This window comes from Sphingomonas chungangi (assembly GCF_013778325.1).
GTDB lineage: Bacteria > Pseudomonadota > Alphaproteobacteria > Sphingomonadales > Sphingomonadaceae > Solisphingomonas > Solisphingomonas chungangi.
Genome location: NZ_JACEIB010000006.1, coordinates 86,216 through 101,327, shown reverse-complemented (window position 1 = coordinate 101,327; position 15,112 = coordinate 86,216). Strand labels below are relative to the sequence as shown.

18 protein-coding genes are annotated in these 15,112 nt (G+C 67.2%); 9 read left to right on the top strand and 9 right to left on the bottom strand.

The window, feature by feature from the left end:
- Window positions 1-40: 40 nt before the first annotated feature.
- A complete protein-coding gene (locus HZF05_RS08670; protein ID WP_160365686.1) occupies window positions 41-430 on the top strand; it encodes a response regulator in 390 nt (129 codons plus the stop codon).
- On the opposite strand, the gene HZF05_RS08665 is transcribed toward HZF05_RS08670, so the two are convergent.
- From HZF05_RS08665 to HZF05_RS08650, 4 genes are read right to left on the bottom strand one after another with little or no spacing between them, the layout of a single operon-like run.
- Entirely contained in the window at window positions 417-1,613 is a 1,197-nt protein-coding gene (locus tag HZF05_RS08665) for a CCA tRNA nucleotidyltransferase (RefSeq protein ID WP_160365685.1), read from the bottom strand. The two genes, HZF05_RS08670 and HZF05_RS08665, sit on opposite strands and share 14 nt — an antisense overlap.
- A complete protein-coding gene (locus HZF05_RS08660; RefSeq protein ID WP_160365684.1) occupies window positions 1,610-2,185 on the bottom strand; it encodes a CoA pyrophosphatase in 576 nt (191 codons plus the stop codon). The genes HZF05_RS08665 and HZF05_RS08660 overlap by 4 nt, the downstream gene beginning before the upstream one ends.
- The gene (locus tag HZF05_RS08655) at window positions 2,182-2,778 is read right to left on the bottom strand and encodes a DUF1285 domain-containing protein (protein WP_160365683.1); all 597 of its coding nucleotides are present in this window, start codon (window positions 2,776-2,778) and stop codon (window positions 2,182-2,184) included. Before HZF05_RS08655 ends, HZF05_RS08660 begins: the two co-directional genes overlap by 4 nt.
- Window positions 2,779-2,818: 40 nt before the next feature.
- Window positions 2,819-3,349 (bottom strand): GNAT family N-acetyltransferase, encoded by a 531-nt coding sequence (locus tag HZF05_RS08650; protein WP_181638830.1) that lies wholly within the window; start codon window positions 3,347-3,349, stop codon window positions 2,819-2,821.
- 140 nt (window positions 3,350-3,489) lie between these two features.
- Between HZF05_RS08650 and HZF05_RS08645 the strand changes: the two genes are divergently transcribed.
- Together HZF05_RS08645 and HZF05_RS08640 are read left to right on the top strand one after the other, a co-directional pair.
- Complete coding sequence (locus tag HZF05_RS08645) at window positions 3,490-3,867, top strand: dihydroneopterin aldolase (RefSeq protein ID WP_160365682.1); 378 nt, start codon at window positions 3,490-3,492, stop codon at window positions 3,865-3,867.
- A complete protein-coding gene (locus HZF05_RS08640) occupies window positions 3,864-4,637 on the top strand; it encodes an SDR family oxidoreductase (protein WP_160365681.1) in 774 nt (257 codons plus the stop codon). The genes HZF05_RS08645 and HZF05_RS08640 overlap by 4 nt, the downstream gene beginning before the upstream one ends.
- On the opposite strand, the gene HZF05_RS08635 is transcribed toward HZF05_RS08640, so the two are convergent.
- Window positions 4,634-5,473, bottom strand: coding sequence for a hypothetical protein (locus HZF05_RS08635; protein WP_220129775.1), 840 nt, complete (start codon window positions 5,471-5,473; stop codon window positions 4,634-4,636). The genes HZF05_RS08640 and HZF05_RS08635 overlap by 4 nt on opposite strands.
- Before the next feature lie 289 nt (window positions 5,474-5,762).
- Between HZF05_RS08635 and HZF05_RS08630 the strand changes: the two genes are divergently transcribed.
- From HZF05_RS08630 to HZF05_RS08610, 5 genes are all read left to right on the top strand, one after another.
- Complete coding sequence (locus tag HZF05_RS08630; protein ID WP_160365680.1) at window positions 5,763-6,425, top strand: energy transducer TonB; 663 nt, start codon at window positions 5,763-5,765, stop codon at window positions 6,423-6,425.
- Between the two features lie 64 nt (window positions 6,426-6,489).
- The gene (locus tag HZF05_RS08625; RefSeq protein WP_160365679.1) at window positions 6,490-7,260 is read left to right on the top strand and encodes a MotA/TolQ/ExbB proton channel family protein; all 771 of its coding nucleotides are present in this window, start codon (window positions 6,490-6,492) and stop codon (window positions 7,258-7,260) included.
- Between the two features lie 101 nt (window positions 7,261-7,361).
- A complete protein-coding gene (locus HZF05_RS08620; RefSeq protein ID WP_160365678.1) occupies window positions 7,362-7,835 on the top strand; it encodes an ExbD/TolR family protein in 474 nt (157 codons plus the stop codon).
- A 45-nt stretch (window positions 7,836-7,880) separates the two neighbouring features.
- The gene (locus HZF05_RS08615; protein WP_160365677.1) at window positions 7,881-8,321 is read left to right on the top strand and encodes an ExbD/TolR family protein; all 441 of its coding nucleotides are present in this window, start codon (window positions 7,881-7,883) and stop codon (window positions 8,319-8,321) included.
- Window positions 8,322-8,353: 32 nt separating this feature from the next.
- Window positions 8,354-8,776, top strand: coding sequence for an ExbD/TolR family protein (locus HZF05_RS08610; protein WP_160365676.1), 423 nt, complete (start codon window positions 8,354-8,356; stop codon window positions 8,774-8,776).
- A 79-nt stretch (window positions 8,777-8,855) separates the two neighbouring features.
- On the opposite strand, the gene HZF05_RS08605 is transcribed toward HZF05_RS08610, so the two are convergent.
- Both HZF05_RS08605 and HZF05_RS08600 read right to left on the bottom strand, forming a co-directional pair.
- Window positions 8,856-9,392 (bottom strand): GNAT family N-acetyltransferase, encoded by a 537-nt coding sequence (locus HZF05_RS08605; RefSeq protein ID WP_160365675.1) that lies wholly within the window; start codon window positions 9,390-9,392, stop codon window positions 8,856-8,858.
- On the bottom strand, window positions 9,392-9,679 hold the full coding sequence (locus HZF05_RS08600; RefSeq protein ID WP_160365674.1) for a DUF3297 family protein: 288 nt from the start codon (window positions 9,677-9,679) through the stop codon (window positions 9,392-9,394). The genes HZF05_RS08605 and HZF05_RS08600 overlap by 1 nt, the downstream gene beginning before the upstream one ends.
- 283 nt (window positions 9,680-9,962) lie before the next feature.
- On the opposite strand from HZF05_RS08600, the gene acnA reads away from it, so the two are divergent.
- Window positions 9,963-12,638 (top strand): aconitate hydratase AcnA, encoded by a 2,676-nt coding sequence (gene acnA / locus HZF05_RS08595; RefSeq protein WP_160365673.1) that lies wholly within the window; start codon window positions 9,963-9,965, stop codon window positions 12,636-12,638.
- A gap of 56 nt (window positions 12,639-12,694) precedes the next feature.
- Here acnA and HZF05_RS08590 read toward each other — a convergent pair whose 3' ends face one another.
- Together HZF05_RS08590 and HZF05_RS08585 are read right to left on the bottom strand one after the other, a co-directional pair.
- Entirely contained in the window at window positions 12,695-14,044 is a 1,350-nt protein-coding gene (locus HZF05_RS08590; protein WP_160365672.1) for a purine-cytosine permease family protein, read from the bottom strand.
- A 13-nt stretch (window positions 14,045-14,057) separates the two neighbouring features.
- Window positions 14,058-15,032 (bottom strand): bile acid:sodium symporter, encoded by a 975-nt coding sequence (locus HZF05_RS08585; protein ID WP_160365671.1) that lies wholly within the window; start codon window positions 15,030-15,032, stop codon window positions 14,058-14,060.
- Between the last annotated feature and the right edge of the window lie 80 nt (window positions 15,033-15,112).

Genomic DNA, 15,112 nt, shown 5'->3' with positions numbered 1-15,112 from the left:
TATGCCATGTTCGACCCTCGCTCCCGATCGGAGACTTGCCGTGCACAGCCCGGTCACCGACAAACCGCTGCTCGGATGCCGCATCCTGATCGTCGAGGACAATTTCCTGCTCGCCGAGACGGTCGCCGACGTGCTGGAGAATGCGGGCGCGCGGATCGTCGGGCCGTTTCTCGACATGGTCGAGGCACTGGAGCGGCTGACCGAGCTCACCGCGATCGACGGCGCCATCCTGGATATCGGGCTGGGCGACCAGGAATCCTATCCGCTCGCCGAGGCGCTGCAGACTACCAACATCCCCTTCATGTTCCTGACCGGGCTGGAGCGCGAGGATCTGCCCAAGCAGTTCGCGCGCACCCCGCACATGCTCAAGCCGTTTTCCGAGGAGCGGCTGATCCGCAGCCTGATCGAGATCGGCGTCACCCGGGACTGAGCGCCGCCACCACCGCCTCGCGCGCCATCGCGCCGAGCCGATCGCGATCGGGAAAGCCTTCCTTCACCCACTTCTTCTCGACCGCCTGAAGCGTCGCCGCGACGATCGGGCCGGGAGCGAGGCCGAGCGCGATCAGATCGCCGCCGGTAAGGGGGAAGCGCGGCGCTTGCCATGCGGAGGCGATCTTCGCCCGATCGGCCAGACCCGTCAGCAGGGCCATATCCGTCGCGCTGGCATTGCCGAACGTATAGACCAGCACTTCCGGCGGCGCGAAGACCGGTCGTGCGGCGAGCGTCAGCCGCTTGCGATCGGCGTTGGAAAGCTTGAGCCGCGCGCCGACCTGTTCGGCTATCCTTTCGTCTTCGGGCAGCAGCGCGGCGAGACGGCGCAGGCCGTCGGGCGCGATCCCGGCCGTGTGCTCCGCGGCGACCAAAGCGGCGAGGCGGTCGGAGCCCGTAATCTCCGGCACCACCGGCGCGAACAGGCCGCCGGCCAGCATCGCCTCCACCGTCGCGACGGGATCGTCCACCGCCAGCAGCTTGAGCAATTCCGCCGCGATCCGCTCGCGCGAGAGCGCCATCAGGTCCTTCGCGCGCACCACGCAGGCTTCATAGGAGGCGGCATCGGGCACCCCCTTCCCGAACCGCGCATGGAAACGGAAGAAGCGCAGGATGCGCAGATGATCCTCGGCGATGCGGATCAGCGGATCGCCGATGAAGCGCACCCGTCCCTCGGTCAGATCGGCGAGGCCACCGAAATAATCGTGCACCTCGCCGGTCAGCGGATCGGCGGAAAGCGCGTTGATCGTGAAATCCCGCCGCGCGGCGTCCTCGCGCCAATCCTCGGTGAAGGCGACCGTCGCGTGACGACCGTCGGTGGAGACGTCGCGGCGCAGCGTCGTCACCTCCACCGTCTTGCCGCCGATCACCACGCCGATCGTGCCGTGCGCGATACCCGAGGCGGACGACCACGTGTTGAGCCCCGCCGCCTTCGCGCGCCGCTCCGCCTCCCGTGGGGCATGGCGGGTGGCGATGTCGATGTCCTGCGGATCGAGACCGAGCAAGGTGTCCCGCACCCAGCCGCCGATGTAGCGCGCGCCGTCCGCGCCGCCGTCCAGCGCGTCGATCAATCGGCCGAGAGCCTCGGCATCGGCGACGCTCGGGGGAACCGCGACGCTCGTCATGCCAGCCGGCGCGCGAGGTTGACGATCATCGCGGCGGTCACGCCCCAGATGCGGTGCGCGCCTTCCCACGGTATCTCGAAATATTCGCGTCGTGCGCCGTTGAACTCCGCCCATTTGCGGAGGTGGTTCGCCGTGTCGAGCATGTGCGAGAGAGGTACCTCGAAGATGTCCGCCACCTCGAACTCGCGGGGTGTGAGCGGCAGATCGGCCGGCACGATGCCGATCACCGGCACGATCGCGAAGCCGGTGGGCGTGTGGAAGGTGCTGTCGCGGCCGACGATCTCCACGCGGTCGCGCGGCATCGCGATCTCTTCGCACGCCTCGCGCAGCGCTGTATCCTCGGGACCGGTGTCATCCGGATCGGCGCGCCCCCCGGCAAAGGCGACCTGCCCGGGATGCTTGCGCAGCGCCTCGTTGCGCTTGGTCAGGATCAGGCCGGGCTCGGGCCGGTCGGTGATCGCGACCAGCACCGCGGCAGGCACGGGCGCGGCAGCCGGCTCGATCCCGGTCGACAGCGCGGGAATATGCGCCGTCGCCGCCAGCTTCGCGCGGATCGTCTCGGCGAGGCTCACGCGGGCCCGGCCTCCTTTTGGGGCTCCAGCGCGAAGAAGGCGCCGTCGCTCCACAGGCCGGTACGGCCATCCGGGCCGGGCTTCTCGTCGAGCGCGAGGTTGGCCAGCTCGTAATAGACCGGCCGCGCTACCAGCGCGTCGAGCCCGCCGCGCACCCGCAGATAGGGATGCTCGCCATGGCCGCGATCCTCGATCGTCAGCGGGCGATCCGGCCCGGCGATGACGAGATCGCCCACGTTGGTACGGAAGGCGAGGCGGCGCGCTTCGCCTTCCCCCTCACTCTCCATCTCCACCGCGATGAACGGTGCGTCCTCCACCGCGATCGACAGTTTCTCGACCGGGGTGACGAGCACGTGCCCGCCGTCCGGCTCGCGCCGCAGCACGGTGGAGAAGAGGCGCACCAAAGCGGCCCGGCCGATCGGCGAGCCCTCGTGCCACCATTGCCCGTCGGCGGCGATGCGCATGCCGCTGTCGCCGCAGTGATCCGGATCCCATTTCTCGACCGGCGGCAGCCGCCCGTCGGCGGCCATCTGCGCGATCTCGCTGAGCGACAGCCCGGCGATCGCGTCCGGCGGAGGATTGGTCAGCGGCATCCCGATCCCCCTAGGACGATTTGGCCGCCCGTTGGAAGCCTTAGCGTCGCGGCCCCAGCATTCCCTCGACGGGCAGCGTTTCGCCATCGTCCAGCCTGGCCAGCAGGCGATGGCGCTCGAACGGGCCGGGCAGCGACCAGCCGCCGGTCGCGTCCGCCGCGAAGCCGAACGGGCCGTAATATTCCGGATCGCCGATCAACACGGCCGGAATGCCGGTCTCGTCGATCGCGGTCAGCGCGCGGCGGAGCATGGCGCGCGCGATCCCCTCGCCCCGCCGTGCCGGATCGACCGCGATCGGGCCGACCAGCCAGAGCGGCGTCGCGGTGCCGTCCGTTGCCACCAGCGCCGCCGGCCAGCTCTGCAGCGATCCGACCAGCACGCCATGTTCGTCATAGGCGACGCAGCTGGCGGCCGGTTCGAAGGCTACGCCCTCGCGCAGGCGATAGGCGGTACGTCGCTGGCGATCGGCGCCGAACGCGGTATCGAGCAGTTGCTCGATCGCGGGAAGGTCCGCCATTTCGATCGGGGCGAGATGCGCGCCGTGCGCGCCCGCCGCATCGAGTATCGCCATGCCGTCCACCTATGCCTGTCCTCCGTGTGCCCGATTCGGGAGCGCGCGCTGTAGGGCCAATCGGTCCGAAAAGCGAAATCCTTGCGGCCCGCGCCTCCGCCGCCTAGGCGGGCCGCCTAGCGCAAGGACATGAAGGCGGCATGACGGACGATCTCCTCCAGCTTCGGGTCTCGGGCATTGAGGCGATGGTGCTGACCGGCATCTATTCGGAGGAAACCCACCTGCCGCAGCCGCTGCGCGTGTCAGTGACGGTCGATCTGAAGCTGCCGGAGCGGAAATACGCGCCCGACACGCCGCTCGCCGAATCGAAGAACTATCTCGATCTCAAGCACGCCGTCACCGAATCGCTGCCTGAAGGCCTGCACTTCACGCTGATCGAGGCGGTGGCCGATCACGTCTGCGCCGTGCTCTTCGCCGAGGACGACCGCGTGCTGCGCGTCGAGGTGACGATCGTGAAGCTCGCGATCAGCGAGAATGGCGAGGAGATCGGCATCCGCATGGCGAGGAACCGCGCTTGATCCGCCCCCTGGCGCTCGTGACCGGCGGGTGCCGGCGGCTCGGCGCGGCGATCTGCCTCGCTTTGGGGGAGGCGGGGTACGACCTCGCCATCCACAGCAGCCCGAGCTCGGCACCCGAGGCGGCGCTGCGCGAGCGGCTGGCCGCGATGGGCGCGGCCTGGCACCACCTCACCGCCGATCTGGCCGACGAGGCGGCGGTCGAAGGGCTGCTGCCGGCGGTGGAGCAGGCGGCCGGGCGGATGCCGGCGCTGCTCGTCAACAACGCGGCGCGCTTCGAATATGATTCGCCGGACACCGTGACGCAGGGCGGCCTGCTCGACCATTATGCGGTGAACTGCGCCGCACCGGTGCTGCTCGCCCGCGCGCTGGCGGCGACAGCCCCGGCCGGGCGCCCGGCGGCAATCGTCAACATCCTCGACCAGCGCATCGCCGCGCCCAATGCGGACCAGTTCAGCTACACGCTGTCCAAGCTCGCGCTGTCCGAGGCGACGACGATCCTCGCCCGCCAGTTCGCGCCGCATGTCCGCGTCTCGGCGGTGGCGCCGGGCCTGACACTGCCGACCCCCGATTATGACGAGGCCCGCATGAACGCGGCGGCCGAACAGATGCCGCTTCACCTGCTACCGGGCCCTGCCGAGATCGCCGAAGCGGTGGTCTTCCTCGCCCGCGCCCGCGCGATCACCGGGCAGACGCTGTTCGTCGACGGTGGCGCCCACCTCCGCCACTATCCGCGCGACTTCCTGTTCCTGGACGGCGACGCGGAGGCCTAGTTCGCCGGCGCCGTCCGCCCGCAGGGGCCGAGGCCGTCCAGCACCAGCTTGTAATCGGCCTGCGCGGCCTGCGCGTCGTCGGGCTGCTGATCGGCGAGCGCATCGGCGGGCAGGCTGGCCGGCAGCGCGCAGGCGAGACGATACCAGAGCAGCGTATCCTTCTGCGGCGCCGCCGCCGCATCGTCGACGATCTCGCCGAGCGACACCGTCCAGCGCGGGTCCTCCCCCGGATGGCGCTGGATGTTGAGCGAGACGGGGCGATTGTCGGCGGTCTTGAGGAAGATCTGCGTCTCGCCCTCGCCGGGGATCGATCCGGCGACGTGGAAGGCGTGGCCGACCCCCGTCACCACCGGCGGCGCGGACGGCCCGTTGGCCTCCGACAGGATGGCGCGCAGCCGCTGCTCGGTATCGGGCGTCCAGGGCAGTTGCGCGCTCTTGGAGACCAGCTGCAGCACGCCCGGCTTGCCCGCAACCGGGCGGGCGAGGAGAATCAGCTTGGCCTTCTTGAGCTTGGGGGGGCGATTCGCGGAGGTCATCGGCACGTCGGCGATCCATGAGATGCTTGCGGGGATGCCTCCCTTGCCGGCGATCAGCGCATTGACGTCGCCCTCCACGTAGAAGCGGACGAAGCCGGGCGCGACGCCCGCCGCATCGGCATCCTTGAGGCGCACCGCGTCGCGTACCGTAACGATCGCGGCGACCTGTCCCGCAAATGCGAGATCGGCGAGATCGGCGTAACCAATGGACGTCGCAGAGGCCGGCGCAGTAACGACTTGAGCCGATGCTGCACTTGCGAAGAAAAACGCTCCAAGAAGGAGCGCGGAGACCGTTTTCATCGCAATTCTCATCGGCTTTTCGTCCTTCGTTCCGACAATCCCGACGGTCCGCCGGGACGCCCTGACCCTGCCTTCCGGGGCAGGCCGATTCAAGCGTTCCGGCAATCGGAAACCTGTTCGCGGGCCAAACATTACCCAATCGTATATGTAAGGGATGGACATCAAAACGAACGCTGAATAGCATGAAGTGACGGCAAGGGGGGTCAGGCGGCCCGCGATGTTTCGCGTGCTCCTGTCCCCCGCTGTCATGCCGCAGCCTATTCGCCCCAGCACGGAGTGGCTCTCTTTAATGGCTTACGTCGACCAGAATCAAAGCGGTCAGAAAACGGTTTCGGCGATTATCTCCGCGATCGTTCTCGGCGCAGTCGGCTACGCGTTCGTCAATGGTCTGGCCTACGACGCCTATAAAAAGGTGGCCACCAAGCTGAACGTGATCGACATCAAATCTCCGCCCCCTCCCCCCCCCAAGAAGCCACCGCCGCCGCCGAAGGACCAGCCCAAGGTCGAATCGCCGCCGCTGGTCGTGCCGCCGCCGATCGTGCCGGTCCAGGCGCCGCCGACGGTGCCGACGGTGCCCAAGCCGCCGCCCTACATCCCGCCGCCCGCGGCTCCGGTGGTTCCCACGATTCCGCCGCCGCCGCCGAAGCCGAGCGCTGCCGCCCACGCAAAACCGCGTGGAAACCTCGGCGACCTGATGTCGAGCGATGATTATCCGCCGGCTGCCATTCGTAACAACGAACAGGGCACGGTGGCTTTCACGCTCAACGTCGGCCCCGACGGCAGGGTCACGAATTGCTCGGTGACGTCCTCCAGCGGCTTTGCCGATCTGGATCAGACCGCATGCCGGCTGCTGATCAAGCGTGCTCGCTTCGCGCCTGCCAAGGATGCCAGCGGAAACGGGATCGAGGACACCTATTCGAGCCGGTTTACCTGGCAGGTGCCTAAAGACTGACGCCGCTTAACCGGCACCGTGCCGGCTTCTCAACCGACACATTTATCTCAAGGAACCGACGACCATGACGACCCCCACCCCCGCCCCCGGCGCCGCTTCCGCAGCCGAGCAGTACGGTCTCTTCAACGCCCTCCACCAGGGCGGCGTGATCAGCTGGACCGTGTTCATCCTGCTCGTCGGCTCGCTGTTCATCTCGCTCTTCATCCTGCTGTCCAAGTGGTGGGAGCAGCAGAAGATCATCGGCCAGGCCAAGAAGGTCCGCGCCGGTTTCTGGTCCGCGCCCAACCTGCGCGACGCCGCCACCAAGCTCGAGAAGAACTCGGCCTATCGCCAGATCGTCGACGACGGCCTGCTCGCCGAGGACCAGCACGACAAGCTGAAGGATCCGATCGACCAGCACGAGTGGATCAACAACTCGATCGCGCGTTCGACCGCCTCGATCGGCGCCAAGCTCTCGGGCGGCCTGCCGTTCCTCGCGACGGTCGGCTCGGTCGCGCCGTTCGTCGGTCTGTTCGGTACCGTGGTCGGCATCTACCGTGCGCTGATCGCCATCGGCGCCTCGGGCTCGGCCTCGATCGACAAGGTCGCCGGCCCGGTCGGTGAGGCGCTGATCATGACCGCGCTCGGCCTCGTCACCGCCGTTCCGGCCGTGCTCGCCTACAACTGGCTGCTCCGCCGCAACAAGGTGATCATGGAAGGCCTGGTCGCCTTCGCCAACGACGTCCATGGCTACATGGTGTCGGGCGGCGCGGTGCGCCCGTCCTTCGGCCTGACCAAGGCCGCGCAGCCGAAGGTCGCCGCGACCGCCTCGGGCGTGCAGACCACCAAGGCCTGATTTCGGTGACGGCCGCCGCCTGCCGCCTTCGGGCGGAGCGGCGGCCGGAGCGGGCATCCGCCCGTTTCCACCGCATGTGATTAGAATAGGACCATATCCCGATGGCCATGAGTGTAGGCGGCGAAGGCGGCGACGATGCCCCCATCTCGGACATCAACACGACGCCGCTCGTCGACGTCATGCTGGTGCTCCTCATCATCTTCCTGATCACCGTTCCGGTCGTGCTGCAGACGGTTCCGCTGAAGCTGCCGACGGTGCGCAACGAGCCGACGGTCACCAAGCCCGAGAACGTCAACCTCTCGGTCAAGGCCGATGCGGCGGGCAATTGCCAGGTCTATTGGGGGATCGAGAAGGTCAGCTCCAAGGAGCTGCTCGACCGCTCCGTCCAGAAGCTGAAGGACGAGATCGCCAAGCAGGGCGGCCCCCAGAACGTGACCCCGGACACACTGCCCGAAGCGCATATCCGCGGCGACCAGAGCACGCCGTACAAGTGCATCGGCGGCGTGGTCTCCACGCTTTCGCAGGCGGGCTTCCTGAAGGTCGGCTTCATCTCGCAGCCCGAGACGCCGTCGTAAGCGCAAGCGTCCGGCAGCTGACCAAGACTTTGGAGTAATTTCGCGATGGCAATGTCTGCAGGCACCGCCGAAGGCGAGCCCATGATGGACATCAACACGACGCCGCTGATCGACGTCATGCTGGTGCTGCTCATCATGTTCATCATCACCATTCCCCCGCAGACCCATGCCGTGAAGCTGGATCTGCCGGTTCCCAACAACCTGCCCCCGCCCCCGATCCTGCCGACCAAGAACACGATCTCGACCGACGCGGCCGGGAACGTCTTCTGGAACGGTCAGCCGCTTCCGGGTGGCGAGGCGGGCATGATCACGCTTCGCCAGTATCTCGATCTGACGAAGAACATGGCGGACGAGCCCGAGCTGCATCTTTTGCCGGACCCGTACACGCGCTATGATGTGATCGACAATGTCCTGGCGGTCGTGAAGAAAAGCCAGGTCACCAAGTTCGGCTTCGAGGGCAACGAGCGTTACGCCAACGCCTTCTGATCCGGGCTTGCCCGGATGAGGAGGAGGATGACATGGCGATTACTGTTCGTTCCGTCGAGCCTGCACCGCTGATGGAGATCAACACGACGCCGCTCATCGACGTCATGCTGGTTCTCCTGATCATGTTCATCCTCACCGTCCCGATCCAGACACACAAGGTGCCGCTCGACCTCCCGTCGGGCGGCGCTTCTGTTTTGGAGCGGCAAGACAAGAATCTGATCTCGACCGATGCCGCCGGCCACATGTTCTGGAATGGTCAGGGCGTCGCCGACCTCAAGACGCTGCGCCAGTATATCGACCTTTCGCAGAACCAGGCGGCGAAGCCCGAGCTTCACCTGAAGCCCGATCCCCAGACCCGCTACGCTGTAGTCGACGGCATCATCGCGGTGGTGAAGCAGAGCCAGGCGACCAAGTTCGCCTTCGAGGGCAACGAGCGCTACGCCGGGGTGTTTTGAGGCGGGCCAGAGACCGCGTGGCAAGAACGCCGATTCGGCCAAGACATCGTTGCCTAGCCTGTACGGCAGCGCCTGAGCTTCAATCCCGCCAATCGGCGCGACGGATCGCATAGGTGACATGCGTCGTCGGCGCACCCGCCACCGTCACCGTCTCGGTTCGCCCTGCGATCAGGCGGCCGCCGATCTTCTCGACCGCGCGGCGGGAGCGGAGGTTGGTCTCGCCGACGCGGAAGATCACGGTATCGACGAAGCGGAAGGCATGATCGAGCATCAGCCGCTTCATGTCGGCATTGGCGCGTCCGCCCCACAGGCGTCGCGTGAGGAAGGTCCAGCCGATTTCAACCTCGCCAGATTCACAGCGCTCCATCGAGTAGCGCGAAAAGCCGACGATCGCGCCGCTCGCTCGCTCGATCGCGATGAGGCCGCCTTCATCGGCGAAGGCGCCGTCGAGGAAGGTGCGGAACACCGGCTCCTGCCAGCGGTCGTGGGCCGGATGGACGGCCCAGATCTCCCGATCCGACGCCACGGCGAACAAAGCATCGAAATCGTCCGGCCGCGCGGGCCTCAGATCGAGCAGGTCGCCGTGGAGCGTCGGCTGAAAATCGAAGGAGGGCATCAGCCCTCCGTGTCGCCTTCGGCTTCCGGCGCACCTTCGCCCTCGGTCGCGGCACGCTTGAAATAGGGTTCGACGATACCCTTGAGCTTCAGCGTCATCGGATTGCCCTTGCGATCGAGCGAGCGGCCGGCGGCGACCTTGATCCAGCCCTCCGACACGCAATATTCCTCGACATTGTGCTTCTCGGCACCGTTGAAGCGGATGCCGACGTCGCGCTGGAGCACCTCGGCATCATAGAGCGGCGAGCGCGGGTTGACGGAAAGGCGATCGGGGGGGGTGTCTGTCATGGTCTCGTCCGGTGATGGGAGGGATTGGCGCGGCTGATAGCGGCTTGGCGCGGGGTTTCCAACCGCCCTCGCCCTCAATCCGTTCGGGCTGAGCCTGTCGAAGCCCTGTCTTTCCCTCTTTCGACGCCCAAAGAAGAAGGACAGCCCTTCGACAAGCTCAGGGCGAACGGTTTGGCGAGGTTCCTGCGACCGATTCGCACCATCCCTTCGGTCCCTTCCCCATAAGGCAACCCCTTGCTATGGCCCGCGCGACTCTTCGCCCTTGCACAAAGGAACTCCCGCCATGACCGCCACCGGACAGGACACCCTCAATACCCGGGACACGCTCGAGGTCGGCGGCAAGACGATCCATTATTATTCGATCGCCAAGGCGGCTGCGCAGATCGGCGACGTCTCGAAGCTGCCTTTCTCGATGAAGGTGCTGCTGGAGAATCTCCTGCGCTTCGAGGACGGCACCACCGTCACCGTCGAGGACATCAAGGCGATGGTCCAGTGGCTGACCGACAAGACCAGCGAGCGCGAGATCCAGTATCGCCCGGCGCGCGTGCTGATGCAGGATTTCACCGGCGTGCCCTGCGTGGTCGATCTCGCCGCGATGCGCGACGCGATGAACAGCCTCGGCGGCGATGCGCAGAAGATCAACCCGCAGGTGCCCGTGCACCTCGTCATCGATCACTCGGTGATGGTCGACGAGTTCGGCACGCCCCAGGCGTTCGAGGATAACGTCGAGCTGGAGTACCAGCGGAACAGCGAGCGCTACGAGTTCCTCAAGTGGGGCTCGAAGGCGCTCGACAATTTCAAGGTGGTGCCGCCCGGCACCGGCATCTGCCATCAGGTCAATCTCGAGCACATCGCGCAGGCGGTGTGGACCTCGAAGGACGATGCCGGCGAGACGATCGCCTACCCGGACACCTGCGTCGGCACCGACAGCCACACCACGATGGTCAACGGCCTCGGCGTGCTGGGTTGGGGCGTCGGCGGCATCGAGGCCGAGGCCGCGATGCTCGGCCAGCCGGTCTCGATGCTGATCCCCGAGGTGGTCGGCTTCAAGTTCACCGGCGAGCTCAAGGAGGGCGTGACCGCCACCGACCTCGTGCTCACCTGCACCAACATGCTGCGCAAGCGCGGCGTGGTCGGCCGGTTCGTGGAGTATTTCGGCCCGGGCCTCGCCGCGCTCAGCCTCGCCGATCGCGCGACGCTCGCCAACATGGCGCCCGAATATGGCGCGACCTGCGGCTTCTTCGGCATCGACGACAAGACGCTCGACTACATGCGCCTCACCGGCCGCGACGAGGACCAGATCGCGCTGACCGAGGCTTATGCGAAGGCGCAGGGCCTGTGGCTCGATCCGGCGGCCGAGCCGGTCTTCACGGACACGCTGGAGCTGGATCTCGGCACCGTCACCCCGTCGCTCGCCGGCCCCAAGCGCCCGCAGGACAAGGTGGTGCTCGAAGAGGTGGACGACGTGTTCAACGCCGATCTTGCGGCGACCTACAAGCATGACGGCGCCAAGCGCGTCGCCGTCGAGGGCAAGAGCCACGACATCGGCGACGGCGACGTGGTGATCGCCGCGATCACCAGCTGCACCAACACGTCCAATCCGTCGGTGCTGGTCGCCGCCGGTCTGGTGGCGAAGAAGGCCAACGCCTTCGGCCTGAAGCCCAAGCCTTGGGTCAAGACCTCGCTGGCGCCGGGCTCGCAGGTCGTCACCGACTATCTCGTGAAGTCCGGCCTGCAGACCGATCTCGACGCGATCGGTTTCAACCTCGTCGGCTACGGCTGCACCACCTGCATCGGCAATTCCGGCCCGCTCGCCGAGCCGATCAGCAAGGCGATCAACGGTAACGACATCGTCGCCGCCTCGGTGATCTCGGGCAACCGCAACTTCGAGGGCCGCGTCTCGCCGGACGTGCGCGCCAACTTCCTCGCCTCGCCGCCGCTGGTCGTCGCCTATGCGCTCAAGGGCACGGTGACCGAGGATTTCACCACCACCCCGATCGGACAGGCGACCGACGGCACCGACGTCTATCTCAGGGACATCTGGCCGACCAACGCCGAGGTCCGCGCGGCGATCGACGCCAATATCGATCGCGGCATGTTCACCAGCCGCTACGCGCACGTCTTCACCGGCGACGAGAAATGGCAGGCGATCGACGTGACGGGCTCGGACACCTACAGCTGGAACCCGAGCAGCACCTACGTCGCCAACCCGCCCTATTTCGAGGGCATGAGCATGACGCCGGCGCCCGTCACCGATATCGTCGACGCGCGCCCGCTGGCGATCTTCGCCGACTCGATCACCACCGACCACATCTCGCCGGCCGGTTCGATCAAGGCGGACAGCCCGGGTGGCCGCTACCTCTCCGAGCATCAGGTCTCGAAGGCGGACTTCAACAGCTACGGCTCGCGCCGGGGCAACCATGAAGTGATGATGCGCGGCACCTTCGCCAACATCCGCATCAAGAACGAGATGACGCCCGGCATCGAGGGCGGCGTGACCAGGTACGTGCCGACCGGTGACGTCGAGGCGATCTACGACGCTGCGATGAAGTACAAGGCCGACGGCACCCCGCTCGTCGTGATCGGCGGCAAGGAATACGGCACCGGATCGTCGCGCGACTGGGCGGCGAAGGGTACCACGCTGCTCGGCGTGCGCGCCGTGATCGTCGAGAGCTTCGAGCGCATCCACCGTTCGAACCTGGTCGGCATGGGCGTGCTGCCGTTGCAGTTCGCCGACGGCGTGGACCGCAAGACGCTGAAGCTCGACGGCAGCGAGACCTTCACGATCACCGGCGTCGCGGACCTGCGCCCGCGCCAGAGCGTGACGGTGGAACTCACCCGCGCCGACGGCTCCAAGGAGACGTTCGAGACCCGCTGCCGGATCGACACCGTCAACGAGCTGGAATATTTCCTCAACGGCGGCATCCTGCAGTACGTGCTGCGCAAGCTGGCCGCGTAAGGACGAATCTTTCGGAAAGGGCGTGCGCGCGGCGATACGCTGCGCGCCGCCCTTTTCTATTGGCGTGCCAGTCGGCGCCGCTCGATCAGCGTGTAGAGCAGGCCCGGCACCACCAGCCCGGGCAGCCAGCCGATATCCGCGCCGATCCACCGCGCCATCGGCCCCGTCCACGCGGCGACCTGCAGGAAAGGCAGCTCGATCAGGATCGTCGCCGCGTAGATCGCCAGTGTCGCGGCGTTGAAGCGGCCATATTGCCCGTCCAGATCGAACAGCGCCGGCACTTCGTAGCGCCCCCGGCGGACCCAGTAGTAATCCGCGAGGTTGATCGCGCTCCACGGCACCAGCAGATAGACCATCAGCGAGAGCATATCGCCGAAGACATGCTCGAAATTGCCGGCGGTCGCGATGGCGATCACGGTGGCGACCGCGATCAGCGCCGCCATCAGCGCGAGCTTGGTGCCGAGCCCGATCGTCTCGCGCCGATGGAAGCCGCTCAGCACCCCGGCGGATGCCATGTAGGCGCTGTAGAGCGTCATCACGTTGCCGAGCAGCAGGCCGAGGATCAGCAGCAGCCGCACCGGCAGCGCCAGCGGCCCGAACAGCGCCGGGATGCCGACGCCGGGATCTCCCGCGATCGCGGCGAAGAAGGAGGCGAGCCACGCCCCCAGCACCATCGTCAGCGTCGAGCCCAGGAAGCAGCCAAGCGCCGTCGCCCAGAAGGTCCGAGCGGTGGAGACATTGGACGGCAGATAGCGCGAATAATCCGCCACATAAGGACCGTAGGTGAGCCCCCAGGCGGTCGCCTGCGTGATCGTCGCGAGGAATATGGCGGGCGCGAAGCCGCTCTGCACCGCCACCGGTGCCGGCGCCCCGCCCGTCCCCGTCCACAGGATCAGCGCCGTGGCGGCCAGCGCGAGCCCGCTCAGCACCGACATCGCCGCGCCGATGCGGTGGATCAGCTCGTAGCCGACGAACGCCACCAGCACCGTCGCGATGCCGAATATGACCGGCGCGGCCACCGAGCCGAGCCCGAAGGTCGCGGCCAGCGCCGGCCCCACCACCGCGCCGTTGGCGGCATTGTAGAGCGTGTACGTCACCACCACCGCCAACAGCGGCAGAGCCGCGCCCAGCACGCCGAACTGCGCGCGGCTCTGGATCATCTGCGGCACGCCGAGATGCGGCCCCTGCGCCGAATGCGCGGCCATGAACACCGTGCCGATCGCATTGCCGATCACCAGCGCCAGCAGCGCCCAGCCGAAGGAGAGGCCAGCGAACACGCCCAGCATCCCCACCGTCATGCACACGATCGAGAGGTTGGTGCCGAACCAGACGGTGAAGAGCCGGCGCGGATGGCCGTAGCGCTCGGTCTCGGGAATGAAGCCTATGCTGTGCTTCTCGAGATCCATGCCGCCCCCGTTGCTACCCCTGTTTTGCCTGTGTGGCATATTTCTTCGCCAGCACCGAACAGACCATCAGCTGCGCCTGGTGGAACAGCATCACCGGCAGCAGCAGCATGCCCACCTGCGCCGCCGGGAAGATCGCGGCGGCAAGCGGCACGCCCGAGACGAGGCTCTTCTTCGATCCGCAGAAGCGCCAGACGATCTCGTCCTCGCGGGCCCAGCCCATCGCGCGCGGCAGCCACAGGGTGACGCCCAGCACGATGGCCAGCATGACGAGGCCGATGACGAGCGCCGCGACCAGATCGTGCACGTCGGTGCGATGCCACAGCCCCTCCACCACGGCAGCGGAGAAGACGGTGTAAACGAGGAACAGGATCGACCCGCGATCGACGCGGCCGACCAGCGTCTTGTGGCGATCGACGAAGCCGCCGATCCACGGCCGCGCCAGATGCCCGGCGACGAACGGCACGAGCAACTGCCCGCCGACCTTCAGGATCGAATCGAGCGCCTGCGCACCGCTGGTGCCCCCCGCCCCCATCAGGATCTGCGCCAGCAGCGGGGTGGCCACGATACCGACGATGCTGGACAGCGAGGCCGCGCCGATCGCCGCCGGCACGTCGCCACCCGCGATCGAGACGAAGGCGATCGAGCTCTGCACGGTCGACGGCAGCAGCGAGAGATAGAGCAGCCCCGCCGCCATCGCCGGCGCGACATGCAAGGCCACTTCCCGCGCACCCAGCCCCAGCAGCGGATAGAAGAGGAAGCTCGTCGCCAGCACGACGAGGTGCAGCTTCCACTTCGCCGCCCCCGCCACGATCGCCTGCCGGCTCAGCTTGGCGCCGTGCAGGAAGAACAGCAGCAGGATAGCCCCGTCCGCCGCCCATCCGGCGACGGTAGCGCCCCAGCCGCGCGCCGGCAACAGGCTCGCAGCCGTGACGGTGGCGATCAGTGCGAGTAGAAAGGGATCGAACAGGGCTGAGAGGCGCTTCAACATGATCGTTGCACCTAGCAACCGATCCCGCGCCGCGCCATGCCCGGCTTGGCAATGTTTCCGTCCTGTGCGAGGCGGAAGGC

Coding starts and splice junctions, on each gene's coding strand:
- HZF05_RS08600 (WP_160365674.1), bottom strand. CDS start 9,679: ATGACAGACACCCCCCCCGATCGCCTTTCCGTCAACCCGCGCTCGCCG.
- HZF05_RS08645 (WP_160365682.1), top strand. CDS start 3,490: ATGACGGACGATCTCCTCCAGCTTCGGGTCTCGGGCATTGAGGCGATG.
- HZF05_RS08620 (WP_160365678.1), top strand. CDS start 7,362: ATGGCCATGAGTGTAGGCGGCGAAGGCGGCGACGATGCCCCCATCTCG.
- HZF05_RS08665 (WP_160365685.1), bottom strand. CDS start 1,613: ATGACGAGCGTCGCGGTTCCCCCGAGCGTCGCCGATGCCGAGGCTCTC.
- HZF05_RS08650 (WP_181638830.1), bottom strand. CDS start 3,349: ATGGCGATACTCGATGCGGCGGGCGCGCACGGCGCGCATCTCGCCCCG.
- acnA (WP_160365673.1), top strand. CDS start 9,963: ATGACCGCCACCGGACAGGACACCCTCAATACCCGGGACACGCTCGAG.
- HZF05_RS08635 (WP_220129775.1), bottom strand. CDS start 5,473: ATGAAAACGGTCTCCGCGCTCCTTCTTGGAGCGTTTTTCTTCGCAAGT.
- HZF05_RS08605 (WP_160365675.1), bottom strand. CDS start 9,392: ATGCCCTCCTTCGATTTTCAGCCGACGCTCCACGGCGACCTGCTCGAT.
- HZF05_RS08655 (WP_160365683.1), bottom strand. CDS start 2,778: ATGCCGCTGACCAATCCTCCGCCGGACGCGATCGCCGGGCTGTCGCTC.
- HZF05_RS08625 (WP_160365679.1), top strand. CDS start 6,490: ATGACGACCCCCACCCCCGCCCCCGGCGCCGCTTCCGCAGCCGAGCAG.
- HZF05_RS08630 (WP_160365680.1), top strand. CDS start 5,763: ATGGCTTACGTCGACCAGAATCAAAGCGGTCAGAAAACGGTTTCGGCG.
- HZF05_RS08585 (WP_160365671.1), bottom strand. CDS start 15,032: ATGTTGAAGCGCCTCTCAGCCCTGTTCGATCCCTTTCTACTCGCACTG.
- HZF05_RS08610 (WP_160365676.1), top strand. CDS start 8,354: ATGGCGATTACTGTTCGTTCCGTCGAGCCTGCACCGCTGATGGAGATC.
- HZF05_RS08615 (WP_160365677.1), top strand. CDS start 7,881: ATGGCAATGTCTGCAGGCACCGCCGAAGGCGAGCCCATGATGGACATC.
- HZF05_RS08590 (WP_160365672.1), bottom strand. CDS start 14,044: ATGGATCTCGAGAAGCACAGCATAGGCTTCATTCCCGAGACCGAGCGC.